At 72.8% G+C, this 24,222-nt stretch carries 23 protein-coding genes; 16 read left to right on the forward strand and 7 right to left on the reverse strand.

What is annotated here, in order from left to right:
- Positions 1 to 265 precede the first annotated feature (265 nt).
- The 6 genes from gap (at position 266) to C5507_RS15465 (ending at position 5,897) form a co-directional block, all read left to right on the forward strand.
- The gene (gene gap / locus C5507_RS15440) at positions 266 to 1,270 is read left to right on the forward strand and encodes a type I glyceraldehyde-3-phosphate dehydrogenase (RefSeq protein ID WP_104529409.1); all 1,005 of its coding nucleotides are present in this window, start codon (positions 266 to 268) and stop codon (positions 1,268 to 1,270) included.
- The gene (locus C5507_RS15445; RefSeq protein ID WP_104529410.1) at positions 1,270 to 2,463 is read left to right on the forward strand and encodes a phosphoglycerate kinase; all 1,194 of its coding nucleotides are present in this window, start codon (positions 1,270 to 1,272) and stop codon (positions 2,461 to 2,463) included. The genes gap and C5507_RS15445 overlap by 1 nt, the downstream gene beginning before the upstream one ends.
- Positions 2,464 to 2,474: 11 nt before the next feature.
- Positions 2,475 to 3,263, forward strand: a complete 789-nt coding sequence (gene tpiA / locus C5507_RS15450) for a triose-phosphate isomerase (protein WP_104529411.1) — start codon at positions 2,475 to 2,477, stop codon at positions 3,261 to 3,263.
- 50 nt (positions 3,264 to 3,313) lie between these two features.
- The gene (locus tag C5507_RS15455; RefSeq protein ID WP_242611066.1) at positions 3,314 to 5,083 is read left to right on the forward strand and encodes an ABC transporter substrate-binding protein; all 1,770 of its coding nucleotides are present in this window, start codon (positions 3,314 to 3,316) and stop codon (positions 5,081 to 5,083) included.
- Positions 5,084 to 5,185: 102 nt separating this feature from the next.
- Entirely contained in the window at positions 5,186 to 5,422 is a 237-nt protein-coding gene (gene secG, locus C5507_RS15460; RefSeq protein WP_104529413.1) for a preprotein translocase subunit SecG, read from the forward strand.
- A 133-nt stretch (positions 5,423 to 5,555) separates the two neighbouring features.
- The gene (locus C5507_RS15465) at positions 5,556 to 5,897 is read left to right on the forward strand and encodes an RNA polymerase-binding protein RbpA (RefSeq protein ID WP_104529414.1); all 342 of its coding nucleotides are present in this window, start codon (positions 5,556 to 5,558) and stop codon (positions 5,895 to 5,897) included.
- Between the two features lie 41 nt (positions 5,898 to 5,938).
- On the opposite strand, the gene pgl is transcribed toward C5507_RS15465, so the two are convergent.
- The 6 genes from pgl to tkt form a co-directional block, all read right to left on the reverse strand.
- On the reverse strand, positions 5,939 to 6,751 hold the full coding sequence (gene pgl / locus C5507_RS15470) for a 6-phosphogluconolactonase (RefSeq protein ID WP_104529415.1): 813 nt from the start codon (positions 6,749 to 6,751) through the stop codon (positions 5,939 to 5,941).
- Positions 6,748 to 7,764, reverse strand: coding sequence for a glucose-6-phosphate dehydrogenase assembly protein OpcA (locus C5507_RS15475; RefSeq protein ID WP_104529416.1), 1,017 nt, complete (start codon positions 7,762 to 7,764; stop codon positions 6,748 to 6,750). The genes pgl and C5507_RS15475 overlap by 4 nt, the downstream gene beginning before the upstream one ends.
- Positions 7,765 to 7,804: 40 nt before the next feature.
- A complete protein-coding gene (zwf, locus tag C5507_RS15480; RefSeq protein WP_104529417.1) occupies positions 7,805 to 9,322 on the reverse strand; it encodes a glucose-6-phosphate dehydrogenase in 1,518 nt (505 codons plus the stop codon).
- Between the two features lie 105 nt (positions 9,323 to 9,427).
- Positions 9,428 to 11,029: a glucose-6-phosphate isomerase gene (locus C5507_RS15485; RefSeq protein WP_104529418.1), complete on the reverse strand. Its 1,602-nt coding sequence runs from the start codon at positions 11,027 to 11,029 to the stop codon at positions 9,428 to 9,430.
- 73 nt (positions 11,030 to 11,102) lie between these two features.
- Positions 11,103 to 12,209, reverse strand: coding sequence for a transaldolase (gene tal / locus C5507_RS15490; RefSeq protein WP_104529419.1), 1,107 nt, complete (start codon positions 12,207 to 12,209; stop codon positions 11,103 to 11,105).
- Positions 12,210 to 12,296: 87 nt separating this feature from the next.
- Entirely contained in the window at positions 12,297 to 14,510 is a 2,214-nt protein-coding gene (gene tkt, locus C5507_RS15495) for a transketolase (RefSeq protein WP_104529420.1), read from the reverse strand.
- Positions 14,511 to 14,825: 315 nt separating this feature from the next.
- Between tkt and C5507_RS15500 the strand changes: the two genes are divergently transcribed.
- Together C5507_RS15500 and C5507_RS15505 are read left to right on the forward strand one after the other, a co-directional pair.
- Positions 14,826 to 15,758: a heme o synthase gene (locus C5507_RS15500; protein ID WP_207225740.1), complete on the forward strand. Its 933-nt coding sequence runs from the start codon at positions 14,826 to 14,828 to the stop codon at positions 15,756 to 15,758.
- A 2-nt stretch (positions 15,759 to 15,760) separates the two neighbouring features.
- Positions 15,761 to 16,045, forward strand: coding sequence for a hypothetical protein (locus tag C5507_RS15505; RefSeq protein WP_104529421.1), 285 nt, complete (start codon positions 15,761 to 15,763; stop codon positions 16,043 to 16,045).
- 165 nt (positions 16,046 to 16,210) lie between these two features.
- On the opposite strand, the gene C5507_RS15510 is transcribed toward C5507_RS15505, so the two are convergent.
- Positions 16,211 to 17,155 (reverse strand): COX15/CtaA family protein, encoded by a 945-nt coding sequence (locus tag C5507_RS15510; RefSeq protein ID WP_242611064.1) that lies wholly within the window; start codon positions 17,153 to 17,155, stop codon positions 16,211 to 16,213.
- A 154-nt stretch (positions 17,156 to 17,309) separates the two neighbouring features.
- Between C5507_RS15510 and C5507_RS15515 the strand changes: the two genes are divergently transcribed.
- From C5507_RS15515 to C5507_RS15550, 8 genes are read left to right on the forward strand one after another with little or no spacing between them, the layout of a single operon-like run.
- Entirely contained in the window at positions 17,310 to 18,119 is an 810-nt protein-coding gene (locus C5507_RS15515) for a helix-turn-helix transcriptional regulator (RefSeq protein WP_207225739.1), read from the forward strand.
- A complete protein-coding gene (sufB, locus tag C5507_RS15520; RefSeq protein WP_104529423.1) occupies positions 18,116 to 19,552 on the forward strand; it encodes a Fe-S cluster assembly protein SufB in 1,437 nt (478 codons plus the stop codon). Before C5507_RS15515 ends, sufB begins: the two co-directional genes overlap by 4 nt.
- Complete coding sequence (gene sufD, locus C5507_RS15525; protein WP_104529424.1) at positions 19,552 to 20,868, forward strand: Fe-S cluster assembly protein SufD; 1,317 nt, start codon at positions 19,552 to 19,554, stop codon at positions 20,866 to 20,868. The genes sufB and sufD overlap by 1 nt, the downstream gene beginning before the upstream one ends.
- A gap of 1 nt (position 20,869) precedes the next feature.
- Positions 20,870 to 21,223 carry a Rieske (2Fe-2S) protein gene (locus tag C5507_RS15530; RefSeq protein ID WP_104529425.1) on the forward strand — a complete coding sequence of 118 codons (354 nt, stop codon included), beginning with the start codon at positions 20,870 to 20,872 and terminating at the stop codon, positions 21,221 to 21,223.
- Between the two features lie 16 nt (positions 21,224 to 21,239).
- The gene (sufC, locus tag C5507_RS15535) at positions 21,240 to 22,022 is read left to right on the forward strand and encodes a Fe-S cluster assembly ATPase SufC (RefSeq protein ID WP_104529426.1); all 783 of its coding nucleotides are present in this window, start codon (positions 21,240 to 21,242) and stop codon (positions 22,020 to 22,022) included.
- Positions 22,019 to 23,329, forward strand: a complete 1,311-nt coding sequence (locus tag C5507_RS15540; RefSeq protein WP_104529427.1) for a cysteine desulfurase — start codon at positions 22,019 to 22,021, stop codon at positions 23,327 to 23,329. Before sufC ends, C5507_RS15540 begins: the two co-directional genes overlap by 4 nt.
- Before the next feature lie 10 nt (positions 23,330 to 23,339).
- Positions 23,340 to 23,801 (forward strand): Fe-S cluster assembly sulfur transfer protein SufU, encoded by a 462-nt coding sequence (sufU, locus tag C5507_RS15545; RefSeq protein ID WP_104529428.1) that lies wholly within the window; start codon positions 23,340 to 23,342, stop codon positions 23,799 to 23,801.
- On the forward strand, positions 23,798 to 24,202 hold the full coding sequence (locus C5507_RS15550) for a metal-sulfur cluster assembly factor (RefSeq protein ID WP_104529429.1): 405 nt from the start codon (positions 23,798 to 23,800) through the stop codon (positions 24,200 to 24,202). The genes sufU and C5507_RS15550 overlap by 4 nt, the downstream gene beginning before the upstream one ends.
- The last annotated feature ends 20 nt before the right edge of the window (positions 24,203 to 24,222 follow it).

Genomic DNA, 24,222 nt, shown 5'->3' on the forward strand with positions numbered 1-24,222 from the left:
TGTCCAAGAAAGACATCATCCGCTGCCTCAAGCGCATGATCGCCCGCGAGCTCTACTACGTCCTCCGCCCAACCCAACCCGCCGAAAACCTCGCATCAGCAGCTTGACCATCCATAGGAGCATCCTGATCAACAGGTGCCCCGTCCGGTCGCCGGAACGGGGCGAGCGGGAGCCGGGCCCACGGCCGACCGATAGGGTCTGGGCGAACGAGGCCGCGCGCCGCGTGCGGCTGGGTGTTCGTGACGGTTCCTATGGGAGGTCTGCAGTGACGGTCCGGGTAGGCATCAACGGCTTCGGCCGGATCGGCCGCAACTTCTGGCGTGCCGCCGCCGCCAGCGGTCAGGACATCGAGATCGTGGCGGTCAACGACCTGACCAGCAACGAGGCGCTGGCCCACCTGCTGAAGTACGACAGCATCCTCGGCCGGCTGCCGCAGGACGTCGTGGCCGACGGCGACGGCATCACCATCGGCGGCACCAAGATGAAGGTGCTGTCGGAGCGCGACCCGGCCAACCTGCCGTGGGCCGACCTGGGCGTCGACGTCGTCGTCGAGTCGACCGGGTTCTTCACCAAGGCCGCCGACGCCCGCAAGCACGTCGACGCCGGTGGGGCCAAGAAGGTCATCATCTCCGCGCCCGCCACCGACGACGACATCACGATCGTCATGGGCGTCAACGACGAGCTGTACGACGGTTCGCAGACGGTCATCAGCAACGCGTCCTGCACCACCAACTGCCTGGCGCCGCTGGCGAAGGTCCTCAACGACGCGTTCGGCATCGAGCGCGGCCTGATGACGACCATCCACGCCTACACCGCCGACCAGAACCTGCAGGACGGCCCGCACAAGGACCTCCGCCGGGCCCGCGGCGCGGCGCTGAACATGGTGCCGACCTCCACCGGCGCGGCCAAGGCCATCGGCCTGGTCCTGCCCGAGCTCAAGGGCAAGCTCGACGGCTACGCCATCCGCGTCCCCGTCCCGACCGGCTCGGCCACCGACCTCACCGTGCAGCTCAAGCGCGAGGCGACCGCCGACGAGATCGACGCCGCCTACCGGGAGGCCGCCGCCGGCCCGCTGGGCAAGTACCTCACCTACACCTCGGACGAGATCGTCTCCTCCGACATCGTCACCGACCCGTCGTCGTGCATCTACGACGCCAAGCTGACCAAGGTGTTCGGCCCGATGGCGAAGGTCCTCGGCTGGTACGACAACGAGTGGGGCTACTCCAACCGCCTCGTCGACCTCACCTCCCTGGTGGGTTCGAAGCTCTGATGCGCTCCGTCGACGACCTCCTCGCCGAGGGCGTCTCCGGTCGGCGCGTGCTCCTGCGCGCCGACCTGAACGTCCCGCTGGACAAGCAGACCGGCGCGATCACCGACGACGGCCGCATCCGCGCCAGCCTGCCCACGCTGGCGGCCCTGCGCGAGGCCGGTGCCCGGGTGGTCGTGGCGGCCCACCTCGGCCGGCCCAAGGGCACGCCGGACCCGCAGTTCTCCCTCGCGCCGGTCGCCGCGCGGCTGGGCGAGCTGCTGGGCACGAATGTGCCGCTGGCCGCCGACGTCGCCGGCGACGACGCCCGCGCGAAGGCCGAGGCCCTCGGGGACGGTGACGTCCTCCTGCTGGAGAACGTCCGCTTCGAGGCGGCCGAGACGTCGAAGGACGACGCCGAGCGGGGCGAGCTGGCCGACCGGTTCGCCGCCCTGGCCGACGTCTACGTCGACGACGCGTTCGGCGCCGTGCACCGCAAGCACGCCTCGGTGTTCGACGTCGCCCAGCGGGTGCCGCGCTACGCCGGTCGCCTGGTGGCCCGCGAGCTCGAGGTGCTCACCCGGCTGACCACCGACCCCGAGCGGCCCTACGTGGTCGTGCTCGGCGGCTCCAAGGTCAGCGACAAGCTGGCGGTCATCGAGGCGCTGCTGCCCAAGGTCGACCGGCTGCTGGTCGGCGGCGGCATGTGCTTCACCTTCCTCGCCGCCCAGGGCCACGGCGTCGGGTCCTCGCTGCTCGAGGCCGACCAGGTCGAGACCTGCCGCCGGCTGCTGGCCGAGGCCGACGGGCGCATCGTGCTGCCCGTCGACGTCGTCTGCTCGCCGGCGTTCAGCGCCGACGCCGGGTCGACCACGGTCGTCGTCGAGGAGATCCCCGAGGACCAGATGGGGCTGGACGTCGGACCGCGCACCGTCGAGCTCTTCGCGGGCGAGCTGTCCGGCGCCCGCACGGTCTTCTGGAACGGCCCGATGGGCGTGTTCGAGATGGCCCCGTTCCAGGCGGGCACCCGTGGCGTCGCCCAGGCGGTCGCCGGGGTCGCCGGGCTGTCGGTCGTCGGCGGCGGCGACTCCGCCGCCGCGGTCCGGGTGCTCGGCCTCGACGAGGAGTCCTACGGGCACATCAGCACCGGCGGCGGCGCGTCGCTGGAGTACCTCGAGGGTCGGGAGCTCCCGGGCCTCGCGGTGCTCGCGGACTGAACGGGGAGATCATGGCCACCGCCACCCGCCGGCCGCTCATCGCCGGCAACTGGAAGATGAACATGAACCACCTGGAGGCCATCGGGCTGGTCCAGAAGGTGGTGTTCAGCCTCAAGGACGAGGAGATGGAGGCGGCCGAGGTCGTCGTCCTCCCTCCGTTCACCGCGCTGCGCAGCGTCCAGACCCTGGTCGCCGGCGACAAGCTGGCCATCGGCTACGGAGCGCAGGACCTCTCCACGCAGGACTCCGGTGCCTACACCGGAGAGGTCAGCGGCAGCATGCTGGCCGCGCTCGGTTGCACTTACGTCACGGTCGGCCACTCCGAGCGGCGCGCGCTGCACGGTGAGGACGACGCCGTCGTGGCCACCAAGGTGACGGCCGCGCTACGGCACGGGCTGGTCCCGATCCTGTGCGTGGGGGAGGGGCTGGACGTCCGCAGGGCCGGCACCCACGTCGCGCACTGCACCGACCAGCTCGACGCCGCGCTCGAGGGGCTGACCGCCGAGCAGGTGGCCGGCCTTGTCGTCGCGTACGAGCCGGTGTGGGCCATCGGCACGGGCGAGGTCGCCACCCCGGAGGACGCCCAGGAGGTGTGCGGCGCACTCCGAGCGCGGCTCGCCGGGCGGTTCGGCCCGGAGACGGCCGACAGCGTCCGTATCCTCTACGGCGGGTCGGTGAAGGCTGCGAGCACGGCCGGCATCCTGGCCGGGGCGGACATCGACGGCGCGCTCGTCGGCGGTGCCAGCCTGGACGCCGACGAGTTCGCGCAGATCTGTCGGATCGCCGCCGGCGGCAGCTGAACCCTGCTGCCCGCCGTCGGCCGGGCACGGGTGGGGGCGGGCAGCAGGTGGTGCAGCAGAGGCTGGAACGGCCGGCCGACCGGCTGCCGGCATGGGCGCAGGGCTGGTCGCGCCGCCGGATCCTCGGATCGGCCGCGGTCCTGCTGCTCGTGGCCGTGCTCGCGGTCAGCTGCCTGGGCGGTGCCGGGGGCCGGGCCGACGTCCCGGTCCTGGCCGACGGCGCCGACGCGGGCGTCGAGGGCGTCCGGTCGCCGTCGGACGTCAGCGGCGGCACGCTGCGGCTGGTCGCCCCGCCGATCGACAGCCTGGACCCCCAGCGGTCCTACCTGCCGGGTGTCTGGAACCTGATGCGGCTCTACACCCGCACGCTGGTCACCTACTCCAGCGAGCCCGGCGCGACCGGCGAGCTCGTCCCCGATCTGGCCACCGACCTCGGCACGGTGTCGGAGGACGGCCTGACCTGGACGTTCACCCTCCGCGAGGGCGTCCGCTTCGAGACCGGGCAGCCGATCACCAGCCGCGACGTCAAGTACGGCATCGCCCGGTCCTTCGCCTCCGACGTCATCGTCGGCGGTCCGACGTACGTCGTCGACCTGCTGGACGACCCGGGCAACCCCTACCCCGGGCCGTACTCCAAGGAAGAGGACGACCCCGACCTGACCGCGGTGGAGACGCCGGACGACCGCACCATCGTCTTCCGGCTGCGCGCGCCGCAGCCGGATTTCCCGTACGTGATGGCGCTGCCGTCGAGCAGCCCGGTCCCGGCCGACGCCGACACCCGCGGCGAGTACGGGCGCGACCCGGTGTCCTCCGGTCCGTACGCGGTCACCTCGGTCGATCCGGAGACCGGCATCCGGCTCGACCGCAATCCGCAGTGGGACCCGGCCACCGACGGCGTGCGCACCGCGCTGCCCGACACGGTGGTCGTCCGCACCGGCCTGTCCGGCCTCGAGCGCGACCAGGCGCTCCTGGCCGGCTCCGCCGACATCGACATCTCCGGGACGGGCGTCCAGACGGCGACGACCGCGCGGATGCCGGACCAGGAGGAGCTCCTGGCGCGGGTGGACGACGTGACCACCGGCGCGGTGCGCATCCTCGCCCTGCCCACCGACGTCGCGCCGATGGACGACCCCGGCTGCCGGGCCGCGGTCGCGGCGGCGGTGGACCGGCGCGCCGTCCAGACGGCGCTGGGCGGAGCGGTCGACGTGGTGCGCAGCTCGCAGCTGTGGCCGCGTGATCTGGCGGGGGGGCCGGAGCAGCGAGACGCCGGCCCAGACCTGGACCGGGCCCGTGCGGCGCTGGAGGAGTGCGGGCGGCCGGACGGCTTCAGCACGGTGCTGGCGGTGGTCGACTCGCGCAGCAGCCTGGAGGCGGCCGGGGTCCTCGCCGCCCAGCTCGGCGAGGTGGGCATCGACGTGGAGGTCCGGCCGCTGGACCCGGTCACCTTCTACGCCACCGAGGTGGGCAACCCCGACGTCGTGCGGCAGAACGGCTACGGCCTGGTGCTGGCCACCCGGACCGCGGACCTGCCGACCCCGGGATCGTTCCTGGTGCCGCTGGTCGACGGGCGCAGCGTGCGCACGGTGGGCAATTCCAACTACGCGCGGCTGGACGACCCGGCGATCAACACGCTGGTCGACGAGGCGCGGGCCCAGGGCGGCGACAGCTGGCGGGCGGTCGCCGAGGCGGCGGTGGAGACGTCGGCCTACGTGCCGCTGGCCGAGACGCGCATCCAGCTGCTGGCGGGGCAGCGGCTGCGCAACGGCCTCGTCATGCGCCCCTACGCCGGGTACGACGTCGCGACGGCGGGCGTCCGCTGACCCGCTCCCGGCCCGACCTCGGCGGTCCCGAGGACGGCGTCGGCTAGGCTCGTGCCGAGAGCTGGCGTCCGTCGCCGGTCGTCGAGACTTCCGGAGAGGTCAATGGAGCTGGTCCTCAACGTGCTGCTGGTCGTCACCAGCCTGCTCCTCATCGTGCTCATCCTGCTGCACCGCGGCAAGGGTGGCGGTCTGTCGTCGATGTTCGGTGGCGCTGCCTCCGCCTCGCTGTCGGGCTCGTCGGTCGTGGAGAAGAACCTGAACCGGCTGACCGTGCTCACCGCCGCCATCTGGGCCGTGTGCATCGTCGGGCTGGGGATCCTGGTCAAGGTCGCCGCCTGACCGGGCGGTCCGCCGTCGCGGACCCGAGTTGCGATCGCAGCGATTTCGTGACCGATATCGCCCCTTCCTGGTTCTAGACTTCCGGCGCGGTGGCCGTGCCACCGCGACCCGGAGCGACGATCAGGGGGCACTTGTGGCTGGTGGCAACGCGATCCGGGGTTCCCGGGTCGGAGCGGGCCCGGTGGGCGAGGCCGAACGGGGAGAGGCCGCGCCACGGCGCCGCATCCCGTTCTGGTGCGCCAACGGGCACGAGACCCGGGTGGTGCTGGCCAGCGAGGCCGACGTCCCGGAGTTCTGGGACTGCCCCCGGTGCGGGCTGCCGGCCGGGCAGGACCGCGAGGAGCCGCCGCCGGCCCCGCGCATCGAGCCCTACAAGACCCACCTGGCCTACGTCCGCGAGCGGCGCAGCGACGCCGACGGCGACGCGCTCCTGCAGGAAGCGCTCGACCGGCTCCGGGTGCGCCGCGGCGGCTGAGCCCGGGTCTGCGCCTGCCGGCGGGCGGCCGGCGCCCGCGCTCAGCCCTGGGCGCGCGGCAGTTCGGCAGCGGCGGCGCCGTCCAGCAGCCACCGGGTGGCACGGGTGCCGCGCACCCCGGCCACCGGGATCTCCGCGGGGTCGGCGCCGGCGAGCGCCCGCGCCACGGCCGGGGCCTTGGCCTCGCCGGTCGCGAGCACCCAGACCTCCTCGGCGCTGTTGATGGCGCCGAAGCCCAGGCTGACCCGGGTGGGCGGCGGCTTCGGGCAGTCGCGGACGGCGAGGACCGAGCGCTCGTCCCGCACGGCGGGCGTGCCGGGGAAGATCGAGGCGGTGTGCCCCTCGGGTCCCATGCCGAGCAGCAGCACGTCGAAGCGCGGCAGATCGGCTCCCTCCGCGGCGTACTCGCGGAGCTCGGCGACGTACTCGTCGGCGGCCTCCTCGGGCGAGGCGAACCCGCCGTCGGACGGCGGCATGGCGTGCACGCGGAAGTCCGGCATGTCGAGCGCGTCCAGCAGCGCCCGGCGGGCCTGACCCTCGTTGCGCTCGGCGGAGTCCCCGGGGACGAACCGCTCGTCGCCCCACCACACGTCGACCTTCGTCCAGTCGACCTTCTCCCGCACGGGCTCGGCGACCAGGCCGGCGACGTGCTCGAGGACGGCGATGCCGATGCCCCCGCCGGTCAGGACCACCGACGCGTCACCGTGGACCGCCTGGGCCGCGGCCAGCCGGGCGACCAGGGCCTCGGCGACGGCCCGGGCCAGCCGGTCGGCGTCCGGCTCGATCACCACCTGCGGGGTGGGCCGGTCGTCGGGCAGTCCGGCAGCGGCGCGGTCGCCGGGGGAGAGGCTCACGGGGTGCTCACTTCCTGCTCCTGGCCCGCGGGATCGAACCAGACGTGCTCGCGGACGGGATCGCGGTCGGAGAGGCCGCTGAGGCCGGTGGCCGCCTCCAGCGCCTCGCTGTAGGGCTCGTCGGGGTCGAGGCGTCGCAGTTCCTCGCTCAGCAGGTCCCCGAGCGCCCGTTCCGGCAGCGCGAGCGTCGAGTCGGGCCGGTAGGGCTGGGAGATGATCGCGCCACCCCGGTGGTCGGCCCGGACCTGGACCTCCTCGTCCTGGTCGAGCCGGAGCGTGACCGCCTCCACCCCGCTGGGGCCGGCACGGCGGGAGCCGGCGACGATCTCGACCGAGCAGCCGCAGCGCGAGGACAGCCAGCCCGCCAGCAGCTCGGGGGTGGCGTTGCCGGGGTCTCCCTCGATGAGCCCGCCGCGCACCTGCACGGCGTCGCCGCGCCGGCCGGAGACGGAGTCCAGGGTGGAGGCCAGGACCGCCCGCCAGGCGGTGCTGCGGGTCCAGGCCAGGTCGGTGTCACCGGGTGCGTAGTCCTCGGCCCGCAGCCGCAGGGCGGCGTTCGGGTCGTCGGCCAGCGAGCTGTCGGTGATGCGGCGGTCGGCGAAGACGCCCAGCGCGTCGGTGGCCATCCGCTCGGGCGGGGCGCCGTGCCACCAGGTGACCACGGGGGCGTCCGCGGCGAGCAGGGGCAGGACGACGGACTCGGCGTGCAGGGACAGCCGCCCGTACATGCGCATGACCACGGCCTCCCCGGGGCCCAGCCGGCCGCCGATGAGCACCTCGGCGTCCAGCCGGGGGACCGGTGCGTCGATCTGCCGGCGGACGGCGATCAGGACCCGGCAGGGGTGCATCTCCGCGGCGTGGGTCGCCGCCTCCTCGGCCTCGGTCACCCGGCTCTCGTCGGCGACGACGACGAGGGTCAGCGCGACCCCGGACAGGACCGCGCCGCCGGTGCGTCGCTGGGCGGCCAGCTCCTTCACCACGGCTGATCCGGTGGTGTCCCACAGCGTCGTCACGGGATCTCCTCGAATGCGAGCGGGCGGGCGGGGGCGGCGCTCACGGTCGCCGCCAGCGACGGCCCTCGGCCGCCAGCATCTCCTCGGCGGCGCGGGGACCCCACTCGCCGGCGCGGTAGGGGTGGGGCTCCGTCCCCTGCCAGTACTCCTCCAGCGGGTCGATCACCGCCCAGGAGGCCTCGACCTCGGCGTTGCGCGGGAAGAGCGTCGCGTCGCCGAGCAGCACGTCGAGCAGCAGCCGCTCGTAGGCCTCGGGGCTGGACTCGGTGAACTGCTCGCCGTAGAGGAAGTCCATCGACACGTCGCGGACCTCCATGACGCTGCCCGGCACCTTCGACCCGAACTTGAGGGTGACCCCTTCGTCGGGTTGCACCCGGACGACGAGCTGGTTGTTGCCCAGCTCCTCGGTGTCGGTGTCGGCGAACGGCAGGTGCGGGGCGCGCTTGAACACCAGCGCGATCTCGGTGACGCGCCGGGGGAGACGCTTGCCGGTGCGCAGGTAGAAGGGGACGCCGGCCCACCGGCGGGTCTCCACGCCGAGCCGGACGGCGGCGAACGTCTCGGTGGTCGACCCGGCGTCGACGCCTTCCTCCTGCCGGTAGCCGCAGGCGCGCTGGCCGGCCAGCCAGCCCTGCTGGTACTGCCCGCGGACGGCGAAGGTCTCCAAGTCGTCGGGGAGCGAGACGGCCCGCAGCACCTTGAGCTTCTCGGTGCGGATCTCCTCGGCCGAGAACTCGACCGGCTCCTCCATGGCGGTCAGCGCCAGCAGCTGCAGCAGGTGGTTCTGCAGCACGTCCCGCGCGGCACCGGTCTTCTCGTAGAACCCGGCGCGGCCGCCGATGCCGACGTCCTCGGCCATGGTGATCTGCACCGAGTCGACGTTGTGGCCGTTCCAGATCGGCTCGAAGAGGGTGTTGGCGAACCGCAGCGCCATCAGGTTCTGGACGGTCTCCTTGCCCAGGTAGTGGTCGATGCGGAAGACGTCGTCGGCGGTGAAGACCGAGTCGACGAGCTCGTTGAGCTCGCGGCTGGACTCCAGGTCGGTGCCGAACGGCTTCTCCACGACCACGCGGCGCCAGCGGTCGGGCGTGCTGTCGGCCATGCCGGTGCGCTGCATCTGCTTGAGCACGACCGGGAACATCGACGGCGGGATGGACAGGTAGAACGCCGCGTTGCCGCCGATGCCGTGGCTGCCCTCCAGCTCCGCGAGGTGCTCGGCCAGCTCGTCGAAGGCGTTGTCGTCGTCGAAGCTGCCCTGGACGAACCGGACGGTGGTGGCCAGCCGCTCCCAGACCTCCTCGCGCCAGGGGGTGCGTGCGCTCTTCCGGGCGGCGCCCCGGGCGAGCTCGGCGAATTCCGTGTCGCCCCAGTCGCGGCGGGCGAATCCCAGGAGCGCGAAGTTCGTGGGCAGCAGCCCGCGGTTGGCGAGGTCGTAGACGGCCGGCAGCAGCTTCTTGCGCGCCAGGTCCCCGGTGATGCCGAAGACCACCAGGGCGCAGGGCTCGGGGACCCGGGGCAGCCGCCGGTCCCGCGGATCGCGCAGCGGGTTGGGGATCATCTTCCGTCCTCGTGGTCGGAGTGGCCCGCCGTCCGGCCCGGGGGGCCGGACGGCGGGGTGGAACAGGCGTGGCGGGCCGGGCGCGCCGGCCGGCCACGCCGCCGGTCAGCCCAGCGCGTCGAGCAGCTGGCCGATTCCCGCTGCCCGGTCGACGAGGTGCAGGTGCAGCAGCGGTCGCTTCCGGTCGGCCAGCGCCTTTCGGTCACCGGCGGCCTGGGCGGCCTGGAGCATGCCGAAGGTGTAGGGCTGGTCGGGCACCGGCAGGTCCTCCGGGACCGCCCCGGTGAGCTGCAGGAAGGCCCCCGACTGCGGGCCCCCCTTGTGGTACTGGCCGGTCGAGTGCAGGAACCGCGGGCCCCAGCCGAAGGTGACGGCGTGCTCGGTGCGCCGGGCGAAGGCGGCTCGCACGTCGGCGGCGGCGGCGTCCCGCAGCCGGTCGAGGTAGGCCATGACCGCGAGGTACCCGCGCGGCGGGACGGCGCCGAGCAGCGCGTCCAGCGCCAACCGGAGACCGTCGGTGGCCGTGAGGTCGACGCCGTCGAGCAGGGCGCCGGCGGCGCGGATCTCCACCGCGCCCACCGTCGCCAGCGGCTGCTCGTCGGGCAGGCCCGCCGCCAGGATCGCCTGGGTGTTCTCCTTGCTCTCGGTGACGTTCGGCTGGTCGAACGGGTTGATCCCGAGCACCCGCCCCGACACCGCCGTCGCGTACTCCCAGCCGAGGAACTGAGCCCCCAGCGGGCCGTCCACGCCGACCGCGGGCCCCCGGGCCGGGGCGCGGGCGCCCACGACGGCGAGCAGGACGTCGGGGCCCGACGAGCCTGGCGCGTCCACGGACTCGAGGACCACCGGCAGGATGCCGCGCCCCTCCTTGCCGGTGGACTCCGCGATCAGCTGCTCGGCCCAGTCACCGAAGCCCTGGATCGCGGTGCCCTCGGCATCGGCCAGCGCGAGCTTGTCCCGTCCGGTCCGGAAGCCGCCGCCGAGCGCGATGCCCAGCTCCATCGCCGTATTCGCCGGGTCGCCCAGGTGCTCGGCGAGCTGCTCGGCCTCGTCGACCAGCGCACCGACGTCCGCGCCGGCCAGCGCGGAAGGCACCAGGCCGAACGCCGAGAGGGCGCTGTAGCGCCCGCCGACGGTCGGGTCGGCCAGGAACACCGCCCGGGCGCCCATCGCGGCCGCGGTGTCGGCCAGCGGCGAGCCGGGGTCGGTGACGACCACGAAGCGCCGGCCGATCTGCTCCTCGTCGAGCCCGGCGGCTGCGAAGGCGCCGATGAACGCGCGGCGGTGGCTGTCGGTCTCGACCGTGCCGCCTGACTTGGAGCTGACCACGACGACGGTCCGCTCCAGGTCGGTCATGGCGGCCGTCACCTGGCCGGGGTCGGTGGTGTCGAGCACGACCAGCGGGACGCCGGCGGTCCGGCAGATGACCTCCGGCGCCAGCGACGAGCCGCCCATGCCGCAGAGGACGACGCGGTCGATCCCCTCGGCGGCGAGCTCGGCCCGCAGGTCGGCCAGCTGGGCGACCAGCGAGCGCGACGACGCCGGCAGGTCCAGCCAGCCGAGCCGGACCGCGGCCTCGCTCTCGGCCTCCGGCCCCCACAGCGTGGCGTCCTTCTGGATCAGCCGCGCCGCGACGTCGTCCTGGAGGAGCTGCGCCCGGACCTGCTCCGGGACCTCCAGGCCCGCGGCGCTGAACGACAGGCTCACCGGCCCTCCTCGCTGGCGCTCGTCGGGCAGGCGACCCGGGTTGCTACGGCCATCGCTGGACTCGCGAGCTCGTTCACTTCTTGTCCTCGAGCTCCGTGCGGACGCTCTCGGTCAGCTCGTCCCACGAGTCGACGAACTTCTGCACGCCCTCGTCCTCCAGGACCTTGAACACGTCGTCCAGGTCGACGCCGGCGTCGCGGACGGCCTGCATGACCGAGGTGGCGTCGTCGTAGGCCTTCTGCACAGGTGTGCCGGGGGTGCCGTGGTCGGCGTAGGCCTTGAGGGTCTTCTCCGGCATGGTGTTGACGGTGCCGGGGGCGATGAGCTCGCTGATGTAGAGCGTGTCGGGCAGCTCGGGGTTCTTCACGCCGGTCGAGGCCCACAGCGGCCGCTGCGGCCGGGCCCCGTGGGACTCCAGCGCCTTCCAGCGGTCGGAGGAGAACACCTCCTCGTAGGCCTGGTAGGCCAGCTGCGCGTTGGCCACGCCGGCCTTGCTCTTCAGCGCGGCGTCCGCCCCCGCGGCGTCGAGCCGCTTGTCGATCTCGCTGTCCACCCGGGACACGAAGAAGGACGCGACCGAGGCGATGCCCGAGAGGTCGGCGTCCGCGTCGTCGGCCAGCCGCTCCTCCAGACCGGTCAGGTAGGCGTCCATGACCTTGCGGTAGCGGTCCGGGCTGAAGATCAGGGTGACGTTGACGCTGATGCCGCGGCGGATCGACGTCTGGATGGCCGGCAGGCCGGCCTCGGTCGCCGGGATCTTGATGTAGAGGTTCGTCCGGTCGACCAGCCACCACAGGTGCGCGGCCTCGGCCGCGGTGGCATCGGTGTCGTGCGCCAGGCCCGGCGCCACCTCGAGGGACACCCGGCCGTCACCGGGCTGCCGCTCGGCGATCGGTGCCAGCAGGTCGCAGGCGTCGCGGACGTCGGCCCCGGTGATGGTCCGCAGCGCCTCCTCCACGCTCACCTCGCGCACCGCGAGGGCGTGCAGCTGGTCGTCGTAGGACTCCGAGCCGCTGATCGCGGCGGCGAAGATGGTCGGGTTCGTGGTCACGCCGACCACGGAGTGCCCGTCGACCAGCGACTGCAGGTTGCCGCTGCGGATGCGGTCGCGGGAGAGGTCGTCGAGCCAGACGGCGACCCCGGCGGCCGACAGGTCGGCGAGGTTCTCGTTCTGTGCCATGTCAGGTGCCTTCCTGGTTGAGTCTGGAACGGCCCTGTCGCAGGGACCCTGCCCGAGCTTGCGAGGGCTGGGGGGCGACAGGGTCCTTCATCGGTCGCCGGTGGCCTGGGGGAGCCCACCGGTGGCGGACACGGGGCCGGCGGGGACCGCGGTGCCGGAGCGGGCGGCGTCGATGCTCTCGCGGGCAGCGGCGACGACCGCCTCGTCGGTGAGGCCGAACTTCTCGTACAGGACGGAGTACGCCGCGCTGGCCCCGTAGTGGGTGAGGCCGACGATGCGCCCGGCATCGCCGACGAACTCCCGCCAGCCCATGGGCACGCCGGCCTCGACGCTGACGCGGGCGCGCACGGTCGGGGGGAGCACCTCGTCCTTGTAGGCCTGGTCCTGGTCGGCGAACCACTCGACGCACGGGACGGAGACGACCCGGGTCGGGACGCCGTCGGCCTCCAGCCGCTCGCGGGCGGCGACGGCGATCTGCACCTCGGAGCCGGTGCCCAGGAGGATGACCTCCGGGCTGCCGTTCGAGGCGTCGGCCAGCACGTACGCGCCGCGGGCGGTGCCCTCGGCGGAGCCGACCTCGCCGCGGTCGAACACCGGCAGGTTCTGCCGGGACAGCAGCAGGCCGGCCGGGCGGTCGTTGTTCTCCAGGATCGTCCGCCAGGCGACGGCGACCTCGTTGGCGTCGGCCGGGCGGACGACGTCCAGGCCCGGGATCGCCCGCAGCGCGGCGAAGTGCTCGATCGGCTGGTGGGTGGGGCCGTCCTCGCCCAGGCCGATGGAGTCGTGGGTCCAGACGTAGATGACCGGCAGCTGCATGAGCGCGCCCAGCCGCACCGCACCGCGCATGTAGTCGGAGAAGGTGAGGAACGTGCCGCCGTAGACGCGGGTCCCGCCGTGCAGCGCGATGCCGTTCATGACCGCGCCCATGGCGTGCTCGCGGACGCCGAAGTGCAGCGTGCGGCCGTAGGGCCCGCCGGACCACATCTTGGTCTGGCGGTCGGCGGGCAGGAACGACGGTTCGCCCTTGACGGCGGTGTTGTTGCTCTCCGCCAGGTCGGCCGAGCCGCCCCACAGCTCGGGCAGTGCCGGGTAGAGGGCGGCGAGGACCTCGCCGGAGGCCTTGCGGGTGGCGACGCCCTTGGGGTCGGCGTCCCAGCTCGGCAGCCGCTCGGCCCAGCCCTCGGGCAGGCTCCGGCTGCGCATGCGCTCCAGCAGTGCGGCGCCCTCGGGGTTGCGCTGCTGCCAGGCCGCGAACTGCTCGTCCCACCCGGCACGGATCTGCCGGCCGCGGTCGACGACCGACCGGGCGTGGGCGAGCACGTCGTCGTCGACCTGGAAGGTGCGCTCGGGGTCGAGCCCGAGGATCTCCTTGGTGGCCCGCACCTCGTCCTCGCCCAGGGCCGAGCCGTGCGAGGCGCCGGTGTTCTGCTTGTTCGGCGCCGGCCAGGCGATGACGGTGCGCAGCACGACGATCGAGGGGCGGGTGGTCTCGGCCTCGGCCGCGGCGAAGGCGGCGTCCACCGCGGCGAGGTCCTCGCCGTCGTCGACGTGCTGGACGTGCCAGCCGTAGGCCTCGTAGCGCTTGCCGACGTCCTCGGTGAAGGCGACGGTCGTGTCGTCCTCGATGGAGATCCGGTTGTCGTCGTAGACGAGGACCAGGTTGCCCAGCTTCTGAGTACCGGCCAGGGACGACGCCTCGCCGCTCACGCCTTCCTCCAGGTCGCCGTCGGAGGCGAAGACCCAGATGGTGTGGTCGAAGAGGCTCTCGCCCTCGGGGGTGTCCGGGTCGAGCATGCCGCGCTCGCGGCGGGCGGCCATGGCCATGCCGACGGCGTTGCCGACGCCCTGGCCGAGCGGGCCGGTCGTCGTCTCCACGCCGGGGGTGTGGTTGACCTCGGGGTGCCCGGGGGTCTTGGACCCCCAGGTGCGCAGGGCCTGCAGGTCCTCGACCTCGAGGCCGTAGCCGGAGAGGAACAGCTGGACGTAGAGGGTCAGGCTGGAGTGCCCCATCGACAGGATGAAGCGGTCGCGGCCGGTCCACTGCGGGTCCGTGGGGTCGTGCCTCAACCACTTGTGGAAGAGCAGGTAGGCGGTGGGCGCCATGCTCATGGCGGTGCCCGGGTGACCGTTGCCGACGTTCTGGACGGCGTCCATGGCCAGCGCGCGTGCGGTGTCGATGGCCCGCCGGTCCAGCTCGCCGAAGCCCTCGGGCAGGGTGGGGCGGGGCTGACGCGGGTCGCCGGTGGGGGAGTCGGTCGCGGCCTCGGCCGGAGCCTCCGCCTCGGTGCTGCGCGTGTCCATCTGGTCGGTGTCTCCCTCGAGTAGGCCCTGACGGTGCACCCGGGTGGGCGGTCGACCCCCGGCGGACCGGCGCGGCCGACCGGGCTCCCGGCCTGCCCGGACCGGTCCCGGGCCGGGGGCGCGACCGGTGTCGTCGGCCTCGCCCCTACCCGCTGCACCCGCGGCATCAACGTGATCAACCCTAGTCATCGCAGGTTCTGCTGTTCGGCTGGCCGGACGCGGGGTCGGGGCTACAGTGGGCGGGTTCCTCCCCCCGGTTCGAAGGGATCCCGTGGTGCCCTGCTGCCCGCGCGCGACCGCGCACGAGGGCACCCGGTGACGGCGCTGTCCGAGCGCTCCGCCGCCTCCGCTCCAGGCCTCGCCGCCCGTACCCGCGCCCGTGTGGGCGCCTACGTCGGGCTCACCAAGCCGCGCATCATCGAGCTGCTGCTGATCACCACGGTGCCGGCCATGATGCTGGCCGACCGCGGCTGGCCGTCGTGGGCGCTGCTGCTGAGCACCCTGGTCGGCGGCACGCTGGCCGCGGGTGCCGCCAACGTCTTCAACTGCTGGTACGACCGCGACATCGACCGGCTGATGAACCGCACGCAGAAGCGGCCGCTGGTCACCGGTGCGGTCACCCCCCGGGCGGCGCTGGTCTTCGGCGTCGTCCTGACCGTGGCGTCGATCGTGCTGCTCGCGCTCACCACCACGCCGCTGGCCGCGGCGCTGGCGGCAGGGGCGATCTTCTACTACGCCGTCCTCTACACGATGGTGTTCAAGCGGTACACCCGGCGCAGCACCGAGTTCGGCGGGGTGCCGGGCGCGGCGCCCGTGCTCATCGGCTGGGCCGCGGTCACCGGGTCCCTGGACTGGCCGGCGGTCGTCGTCTTCGGTGTCGTCTTCTGCTGGCAGATGCCGCACTTCTGGGCGCTGGCGCTGCGGTTCAAGGACGACTACGCGCGGGCGGACGTGCCGATGCTGCCGGTGGTCACCACCGCGCGGTCGGTCGGGCTGCAGACGGTCGCGTGGACCTGGATCACCGTGGCCGTCTCGCTGCTGCTCCGGCCGGTGGCCGAGGACTACGGCATCGGCCTGGGCTACACGATCGCGGCCGCGGTCCTCGGCGGCTGGTTCCTCGTCGAGGCGCACCGCCTGCTGCGCCGCATCACCGCCGGCGGGGAGACCAAGCCGATGCAGCTGTTCCACGTCTCGATCTCGTACCTCGCGCTGCTGATGGTCGCGATCGTCGTCGACGCCATCGTCTGAGCGTGCGGCGCGACCTCGCCAATGCACGCATGGGTCAGCTGGTCGGGGCCGACGGGCGCACCTACTCGCTGCGCGCGTCCCGGATCGACCCCGCCGAGGTGGAGTCGCTGATCGAGTCCGGGTGGCCCGTCGTGACCTACCACGCCGGTGGGCGGCTCGTGTGGCACGACGAGGACGACGCCTGGCCGGCCTGGGCCGACGCCCGCAGCGCCGCGGAGACCGTGACCGCGGGCCGCTGGGAGTCACCCGGCGGATCGCTCGCCGTCGTCCTCGTCTGGCACGAGTGACTGCGGCGCCGCACCGAGATCAGCGCCAGGCCGGTACGCACCGGCACCGAGGCCGGCCCGAGCCTGATCTCGGCGTCGTCGTGGCCGCCCTGTTCGCCCGGATGCGCATGCGCGGTCATCAGCAGCGGCATTCCGACGCTCGTACGTATGCGGGCGGGTCCGGGCTCAGCGGGTGGCGGTGGCGGGCTCCGTCGCGGGGGTCAGGGGCAGCTCGGAGGCCGGGCCGCGGACCGACCACACGAGGCGGGCGGCGAAGGCGGTGGTGAGCACCGCACCCAGCATGTGCAGCAGCACCAGGGCGATCGGCAGGTCGGTGAAGTACTGCACGTAGCCGATCACGCCCTGCGCCACCTCCACGACCAGCAGGTCGCGGGCCGCCCGGCGGACCCGGCCGGGGGCGTCGGTCGCGTGGAGGGCGACCAGCAGCGCGATGGTGAGCCCCACGAGCAGGAAGACGACGTCGGCGTGCAGCTGGCTCATCAGCCCCGGGTCGAAGCCCATCCGGTTGCCCGTCGGCAGGCCGCCCTCGTCGACGTCGCCGCTGTGCGGGCCGCTGCCGGTGACGATCGTCCCGAGGACGAGGACCGCGGCGGTGGCGGCCGCGATGCCCCACGTCAGCAGCACGAACGGCCGGCGCAGCAGCGGCCGGCCCACCCCGGTCTCCCGGGAACGCAACCAGAGGGTCGTCGCCAGCGCGACGAGCGCCGCGGAGACGAGGAAGTGGGCCGCGACCGTCCAGGGGTTGAGCCCGGTGAGCACCGTGACGCCGCCGAGCAGGGCCTGCGCCGGGATGCCGAGGAAGGTGAGGACGGCCAGCGTGCGCAGGTCGCGCCGGGGCGAGCGCCACACCGCGACGACGGTGGCGATCGCGACCGCGGCCAGCACGAAGGTGAGCAGCCGGTTGCCGAACTCGATCACGCCGTGGCCGGCCAGCTCCGGCGTCGCGACGAAGCTGTCGGAGGTGCAGCGGGGCCAGGTCGGGCAGCCGAGCCCGGAACCGGTGAGGCGGACCGCGCCGCCGGTCACGACGATCAGCCCGTTGGCGACGGCGTTGGCGAGCGCCAGCCGGCTGATGGTGGTCGCGGAGAAGGCGGCGGGCAGGAGCGGCACGCCGCCGATGCTAAGCCGTGCCGCGGCGCCCATCGGCCGTCGAGGCCGCTCGGCGGCCGAGGCCCCGTGAGCCCGCTCACGGAAGGGCCCCGCACGGCCACTTTCTTAGGTGGACCTTGCTTGCGGCGTCCCTGAAATAGGACACACTCGTGTTGTGGAATCCCTCGCGGCGCATCCCCGGCCGTCGGCGACAGCCGACGACGGGCGAACCCGCGACCGCGTCACGTCCCTGCTCCTCGAGCACGGGCCGCAGACCGCCACGGAGCTGGCCGCCCGGCTCGGGATCTCGCCGGCGGCCGTCCGCCGGCACCTCGATGGCCTCCGGGCGACCGGCCGGGTCGAGGAGCGGCAGAGCCGCGACACGCACCGCGGCCGTGGCCGCCCGGCCCGCCGGTTCCACCTCACCGACGCCGGACGGTCGGCCTTCCCGCACGCCTACGACGATCTGGCGCTGACCGCGCTGCGGTACGTCGCGGCGGCCGGGGGGCCGGACGCCGTCCGCGCCGTCGCCGAGCAGCAGCTGGCCGGCCTGGAGGCGCGTGCGTCCAGCGCCGTGGAGCAGGCGGTGCAGGCTGCCGACGGTGCCCCGGTCGACCGCGCCCAGGCTCTCGCCGCGGCGCTCACGGCCGAGGGCTACGCTGCCACGGCCTCGGCGATCTCCGGCGGAGGGCAGCTCTGCCAGCACCACTGCCCGGTGGCGCACGTGGCGGCGGAGTTCCCCCAGCTGTGCGAGGCCGAGACCGCGGTGATCGGCCGGCTCGTGGGCACCCACGTGCAGCGGCTGGCGACGATCGCCCACGGCGACGGGATCTGCACCACACACCTCCCCGGGCCGCTGCGCCCGGGGAACAGAACGACCCTCGAACGCCCTGTACCAGGTGAGCGAGCAGCCGCGCGTCGCGCGCGCACCGCACCGTCCACCAGCACCACCCCCACGAACCACCGGGAGAGGACGCCCGCATGACCAGCACCCAGCAGCCTGCCGCGCCGCTGACGCAGGACGAGCAGATCGACCAGCTCGGCCGCTACGAGTACGGCTGGGCCGACGCCGACGTCGCCGGTGCCTCCGCCCGCCGCGGGATCGACGAGGACGTCGTCCGGGACATCTCGGCGCGCAAGAGCGAGCCCGAGTGGATGCTCGAGCGCCGCCTCAAGGCCCTCAAGCTCTTCGGTCGCAAGCCCATGCCCGACTGGGGCTCGGACCTGTCCGGCATCGACTTCCAGAACATCAAGTACTTCGTGCGTTCCACCGAGGCGCAGGCCGCCTCGTGGGAGGACCTGCCCGACGACATCAAGAACACCTACGACCGGCTGGGCATCCCGGAAGCCGAGAAGCAGCGCCTCGTCTCCGGTGTCGCCGCCCAGTACGAGTCCGAGGTCGTCTACCACCAGATCCAGAAGGAGCTGGAGGACCAGGGCGTCCTCTTCCTGGACACCGACTCGGCCCTCAAGGAGCACCCGGAGATCTTCCAGGAGTACTTCGGCTCGGTGATCCCGTCCGGCGACAACAAGTTCGCCGCGCTGAACACCGCCGTCTGGTCCGGTGGCTCGTTCATCTACGTGCCGCCGGGCGTGCACGTCGACATCCCGCTGCAGGCCTACTTCCGGATCAACACCGAGAACATGGGCCAGTTCGAGCGCACGCTGATCATCGTCGACGAGGGCGCCTACGTGCACTACGTCGAGGGCTGCACCGCGCCGATCTACAAGTCGGACTCGCTGCACTCCGCGGTCGTCGAGATCATCGTCAAGAAGAACGCGCGCTGCCGGTACACGACCATCCAGAACTGGTCGAACAACGTCTACAACCTGGTCACCAAGCGGGCCGTGGCCCACGAGGGCGCGACCATGGAGTGGGTCGACGGCAACCTCGGCTCCAAGGTGACGATGAAATACCCGGCCGTCTGGATGACCGGTGAGCACGCCAAGGGCGAGGTGCTCTCCATCGCCTTTGCCGGCGAGGGCCAGCACCAGGACGCCGGCGCCAAGATGGTGCACGCCGCGCCGCACACCTCCTCGACGATCGTGTCGAAGTCGGTGGCCCGTGGCGGTGGCCGCACCTCCTACCGCGGCCTCGTGCAGATCGACGAGGGCGCCTACGGCTCCAGGTCGACGGTCAAGTGCGACGCCCTGCTGGTCGACACGATCAGCCGCTCGGACACCTACCCCTACGTCGACGTCCGCGAGGACGACGTCTCCATGGGTCACGAGGCCACCGTCTCCCGCGTCAGCGAGGACCAGCTGTTCTACCTGATGAGCCGCGGTCTGACCGAGGACGAGGCCATGGCGATGGTGGTGCGCGGCTTCGTCGAGCCGATCGCCCGCGAGCTGCCCATGGAGTACGCCCTCGAGCTCAACCGGCTCATCGAGCTGCAGATGGAAGGTGCCGTCGGCTGATGACCGACCAGAACACCGGTACGACCGACCTCACCACCCAGCCGGCCACCCTCGCCTCGGAGCTCTTCGCCCCGGGCGTGGGTGCGCAGGCCGGCCCGCCGACCACCCCGGCGTCGGACACCGGCACCGCCGGTGACGTGCAGCCCGGTGCCCACTCGCACGGTGGCCCCACGCCGACCGGTTCGCCGGCCGAGCGGTTCACCTCGACCGACCCGGACGCCTTCGGGGTGCCGACCGGTCGCGAGGAGAGCTGGCGCTTCACGCCGATGAAGCGGATCAGGTCGCTGCTCGACGGCGCCGACTCCGACGCGCACCTCACCTGGACCACCGACCTCCCCGAGGGTGTCGAGCTGACCAGCGTGGACGCGGGTGACCCGCTGCTCAAGGGGCTGCCCGAGCCGGTCGACCGGCTGGCCGCCCTCACCCGCCAGCGGGCCGGCGGCGCCGCCGTCGTCCGCGTGGCGAAGGAGGCCCAGCTCGACCGCCCGGTCAGCCTGGGCCTGGCCGGCACCGGGAGCGACGACGTCGTCTGGAGTCAGCTGGTCGTCGAGGTCGGTGCGTTCGCGAAGGCGACCGTGGTCCTCGACCACACCGGGCTCGCGAAGTACTCCGGCGGGGTCACCGTGCTCGTCGGCGACGGCGCGCAGGTCACCCTCGTGTCCGTGCAGGACTGGGCCCCGGGCGCGGTGCACGGCGGCCAGTACGACGCCGTCGTGGGCCGCGACGCCACTTATCGGCAGGTCGTGGTCACCCTCGGCGGCGACCTGGTCCGCGTGGTCAGCAACGTGCAGTACGCCGGCCCCGGCGGCAGCGCGGAGCTGTTCGGCGTCTACTTCTCCGACGAGACGCAGCACCAGGAGCACCGCCTGTGGGTCGACCACGCGGTGCCCAACTGCACCAGCAACGTGCTCTACAAGGGTGCGCTGCAGGGCGAGGGCGCGCGCACGGTCTGGATCGGCGACGTCCGCATCCGTCCCGCCGCCACCGGCACCGAGACCTACGAGCTCAACCGGAACCTGGTGCTCACCGACGGCGCCCGCGCCGACTCGGTGCCGAACCTGGAGATCGAGACCGGCGAGATCGTCGGCGCCGGCCACGCCAGCGCCACCGGACGGTTCGACGACGAGCAGCTGTTCTACCTCTGCTCGCGCGGCATCGACGCCGAGACCGCCCGCCGGCTGGTGGTGCGCGGCTTCTTCGCCGACGTCGTCCAGCACATCGGGATCAACGCCCTGCAGGACCGGCTGATGGCCTCCATCGACGCCCGCCTCGGCGCTCTGCCTGCCCTGGACGAGCAGCCGGTCGAGGTGGCCTGACATGGCCTTCGAGCGGGTCTGCGCGCTGTCCGACGTCCCCGAGAACGGCTCCCTGCGGGTCGAGCTCGCCGACATCGACGTCGCCGTCGTCCGGTTCGAGGGTCAGGTCTACGCCCTGGAGGACCGGTGCTCGCACGCCGACGTCCCCCTGACCGACGGCGACGTCGAGACCTTCGACGGCGCCCCCACCATCGAGTGCTTCCTGCACGGGTCGTGCTTCGACCTGCGCACCGGTGAACCCACCAACCTGCCGGCCACCGAGCCGGTCGACGTCTACCCGGTCCGCGTGGAAGGAGAGGACGTGCTCGTCGACACCGAGAGCGACGCCCGCCTCCCGCTCGCGGCCGGTGAATGAAGGAGCGAGAAGACACGTGTCCGTTCTGGAGATCCGCGACCTGCACGTCAGCGTGGGCGGTGACTCGCCCACCCACCCAGACGCCAAGGAGATCCTCCGCGGCGTCGACCTGACCGTCCGCTCCGGCGAGACCCACGCGATCATGGGCCCCAACGGGTCCGGCAAGTCCACCCTGGCCTACTCGATCGCCGGCCACCCGAAGTACACGATCACCGGCGGCACCGTCACGCTCGACGGCGAGGACGTCCTCGAGATGAGCGTCGACGAGCGCGCCCGCGCCGGCCTGTTCCTCGCCATGCAGTACCCGGTCGAGGTCCCCGGCGTCTCGGTGTCGAACTTCCTGCGCACCGCCGCCACCGCCATCAAGGGCGAGGCGCCCAAGCTGCGCACCTGGGTCAAGGACGTCAAGACCGAGATGTCCGGCCTGGAGATGGACCCGGCCTTCGCCGAGCGCAACGTCAACGAGGGCTTCTCCGGCGGTGAGAAGAAGCGCCACGAGATCCTGCAGATGCGGCTGCTCAAGCCCAGGATCGCGATCCTCGACGAGACCGACTCCGGCCTCGACGTCGACGCGCTGCGCATCGTCTCCGAGGGCGTCAACCGCTCCCGCGCGGAGGGCGACATCGGCGTCCTGCTGATCACGCACTACACGCGGATCCTGCGCTACATCAAGCCCGACTTCGTGCACGTCTTCGTCAACGGCAAGGTCGTCGAGGAGGGTGGCCCGGAGCTGGCGGAGAAGCTGGAGAACGAGGGCTACGCGGCGTACGTGAAGGGGTCGGGGGAGACCGCAGCATGACCGCGACCGCCTCGCGTCCCGACACGGGGGCGCGCACTCCGCTCCCGCTGGACGTCGAGGCGATCCGGGCGGACTTCCCGATCCTGTCGCGCACCGTCCGCGACGGGAAGCGGCTGGTCTACCTCGACTCCGGCGCCACCTCGCAGAAGCCGCGCCAGGTGCTGGACGCCGAGCGCTGGTTCTACGAGAACGTCAACGCCGCGCCGCACCGGGGGGCCCACCAGCTCGCCGAGGAGGCGACCGGCGCCTACGAAGAGGCGCGGGCGAAGATCGGCGCGTTCATCGGCGCGCCGGAGAACGAGATCGTCTTCACCCGCAACACCACCGAGGCGATCAACCTCGTGGCCTACGCGATGAGCAACGCGGCGACGGCCAAGGAGCCCGAGTTCCGCACGTACGCCGTCGGCCAGGGCGACGAGATCGTGGTCACCGAGATGGAGCACCACGCCGACCTGGTCCCGTGGCAGCAGCTGTGCGAGCGCACCGGCGCAACCCTGCGCTGGCTGGGCCTCACCGACGACGGCCGGCTGGACCTCTCCGACCTGGCGACGGTGGTCAACGAGCGGACCAAGCTGGTCGCGGTCACCCAGCAGTCCAACATCCTGGGCACGATCAACCCGCTGGGCGAGATCATCGCCCGCGCCCACGAGGTCGGCGCCCTGGTGCTGGTCGACGGCGCGCAGTCGGTGCCGCACCAGCCGGTCGACGTCACCGAGCTCGGCGCGGACTTCCTGGTGTTCTCCGGGCACAAGATGCTCGGTCCCACCGGCGTCGGCGTGCTCTGGGGCCGCTACGAGGTGCTCGACAAGCTGCCGCCGTTCCTCACCGGCGGCTCGATGATCGAGGTCGTGCGCATGGAGGGCAGCACCTTCATGCCGCCGCCGCAGCGCTTCGAGGCCGGCGTGCCCATGACCGCGCAGGTCATTGGGCTGGCCGCCGCCGTGGACTACCTGCAGGCGCTCGGCATGGACAAGGTCGAGGCCCACGAGAAGGCGCTCACCGCCTACGCGCTGGACAAGCTCGCCGAGATCCCCGGCGTCACGGTGATCGGCCCGCCGGACACCGTGGCCCGTGGGGGAGCGATCTCCTTCACCGTCGAGGGCGTCCACCCGCACGACGTGGGCCAGGTGCTCGACGACCACGGCATCGCCGTCCGTGTGGGGCACCACTGCGCGTGGCCCGTCGTCCGGCGCTACGGCGTCCCCGCCACCTCCCGGGCCACGTTCTACGTGCACACCGGGTACGACGACATCGACGCGCTGGCCGACGGAATTCGCGCGGCCCAGAAGTTCTTCGGAACTGTGTGAGGCGCATCTGATGCAGCTGGAGTCGATGTACCAGGAGATCATCCTGGACCACTACAAGAATCCGCACGGCCGCGGCCTGCGGGAGCCGTTCGAGGCCGAGGTGCACCACGTCAACCCGACGTGCGGCGACGAGGTGACGCTGCGGATCCACGTCGAGGGCGACACGATCGCCGACGTCTCCTACGAGGGCATGGGCTGCTCGATCAGCCAGGCCTCGATCTCGGCGATGTACGACCTCGTCGTCGGCAAGACGGTGCCGCAGGCGCTGGGGACCGGCGAGCACTTCATGACCCTGATGCAGGCCAAGGGCGACCCGTCGGTCGCCGAGAAGCTCGAGGACGAACTGGAGGACGCCGTCGCGTTCGCCGGTGTGTCGAAGTACCCCGCGCGCATCAAGTGCGCGCTGATGAGCTGGATGGCGTTGAAGGACGCGTCCGCACGAGCGCTGTCGACGACTGGAGGCCAGTCATGAGCGAGACCACCGAGAACGCGACGCCCGCCACCGATGGGGCGCCCGGCGACCTGCCGGCCCACAAGTCGGCGCTGCTGGAGGACCTCGAGGAGGCCATGCGCGACGTCGTCGACCCGGAGCTCGGCGTCAACGTCGTCGACCTGGGTCTCGTCTACGGCCTGGACGTCGACGACAGCAGCGGCGACTCCAGCGTCGCGATCATCGACATGACGCTGACCTCGGCCGCCTGCCCGCTGACCGACGTCATCGAGGACCAGGCCCGCCAGGCGCTCACCGGTGGCCCCGGCCCCGGGCTGGTCGACGACATCCGGATCAACTGGGTCTGGATGCCGCCGTGGGGCCCGGACAAGATCACCGACGACGGTCGCGAGCAGTTGCGCGCGCTCGGCTTCCGCGTCTGAAAGAGGACCTCGCTGCCCCC

This window comes from Blastococcus saxobsidens, assembly GCF_002938435.1.
Taxonomy (GTDB): Bacteria; Actinomycetota; Actinomycetes; order Mycobacteriales; family Geodermatophilaceae; genus Blastococcus; species Blastococcus saxobsidens.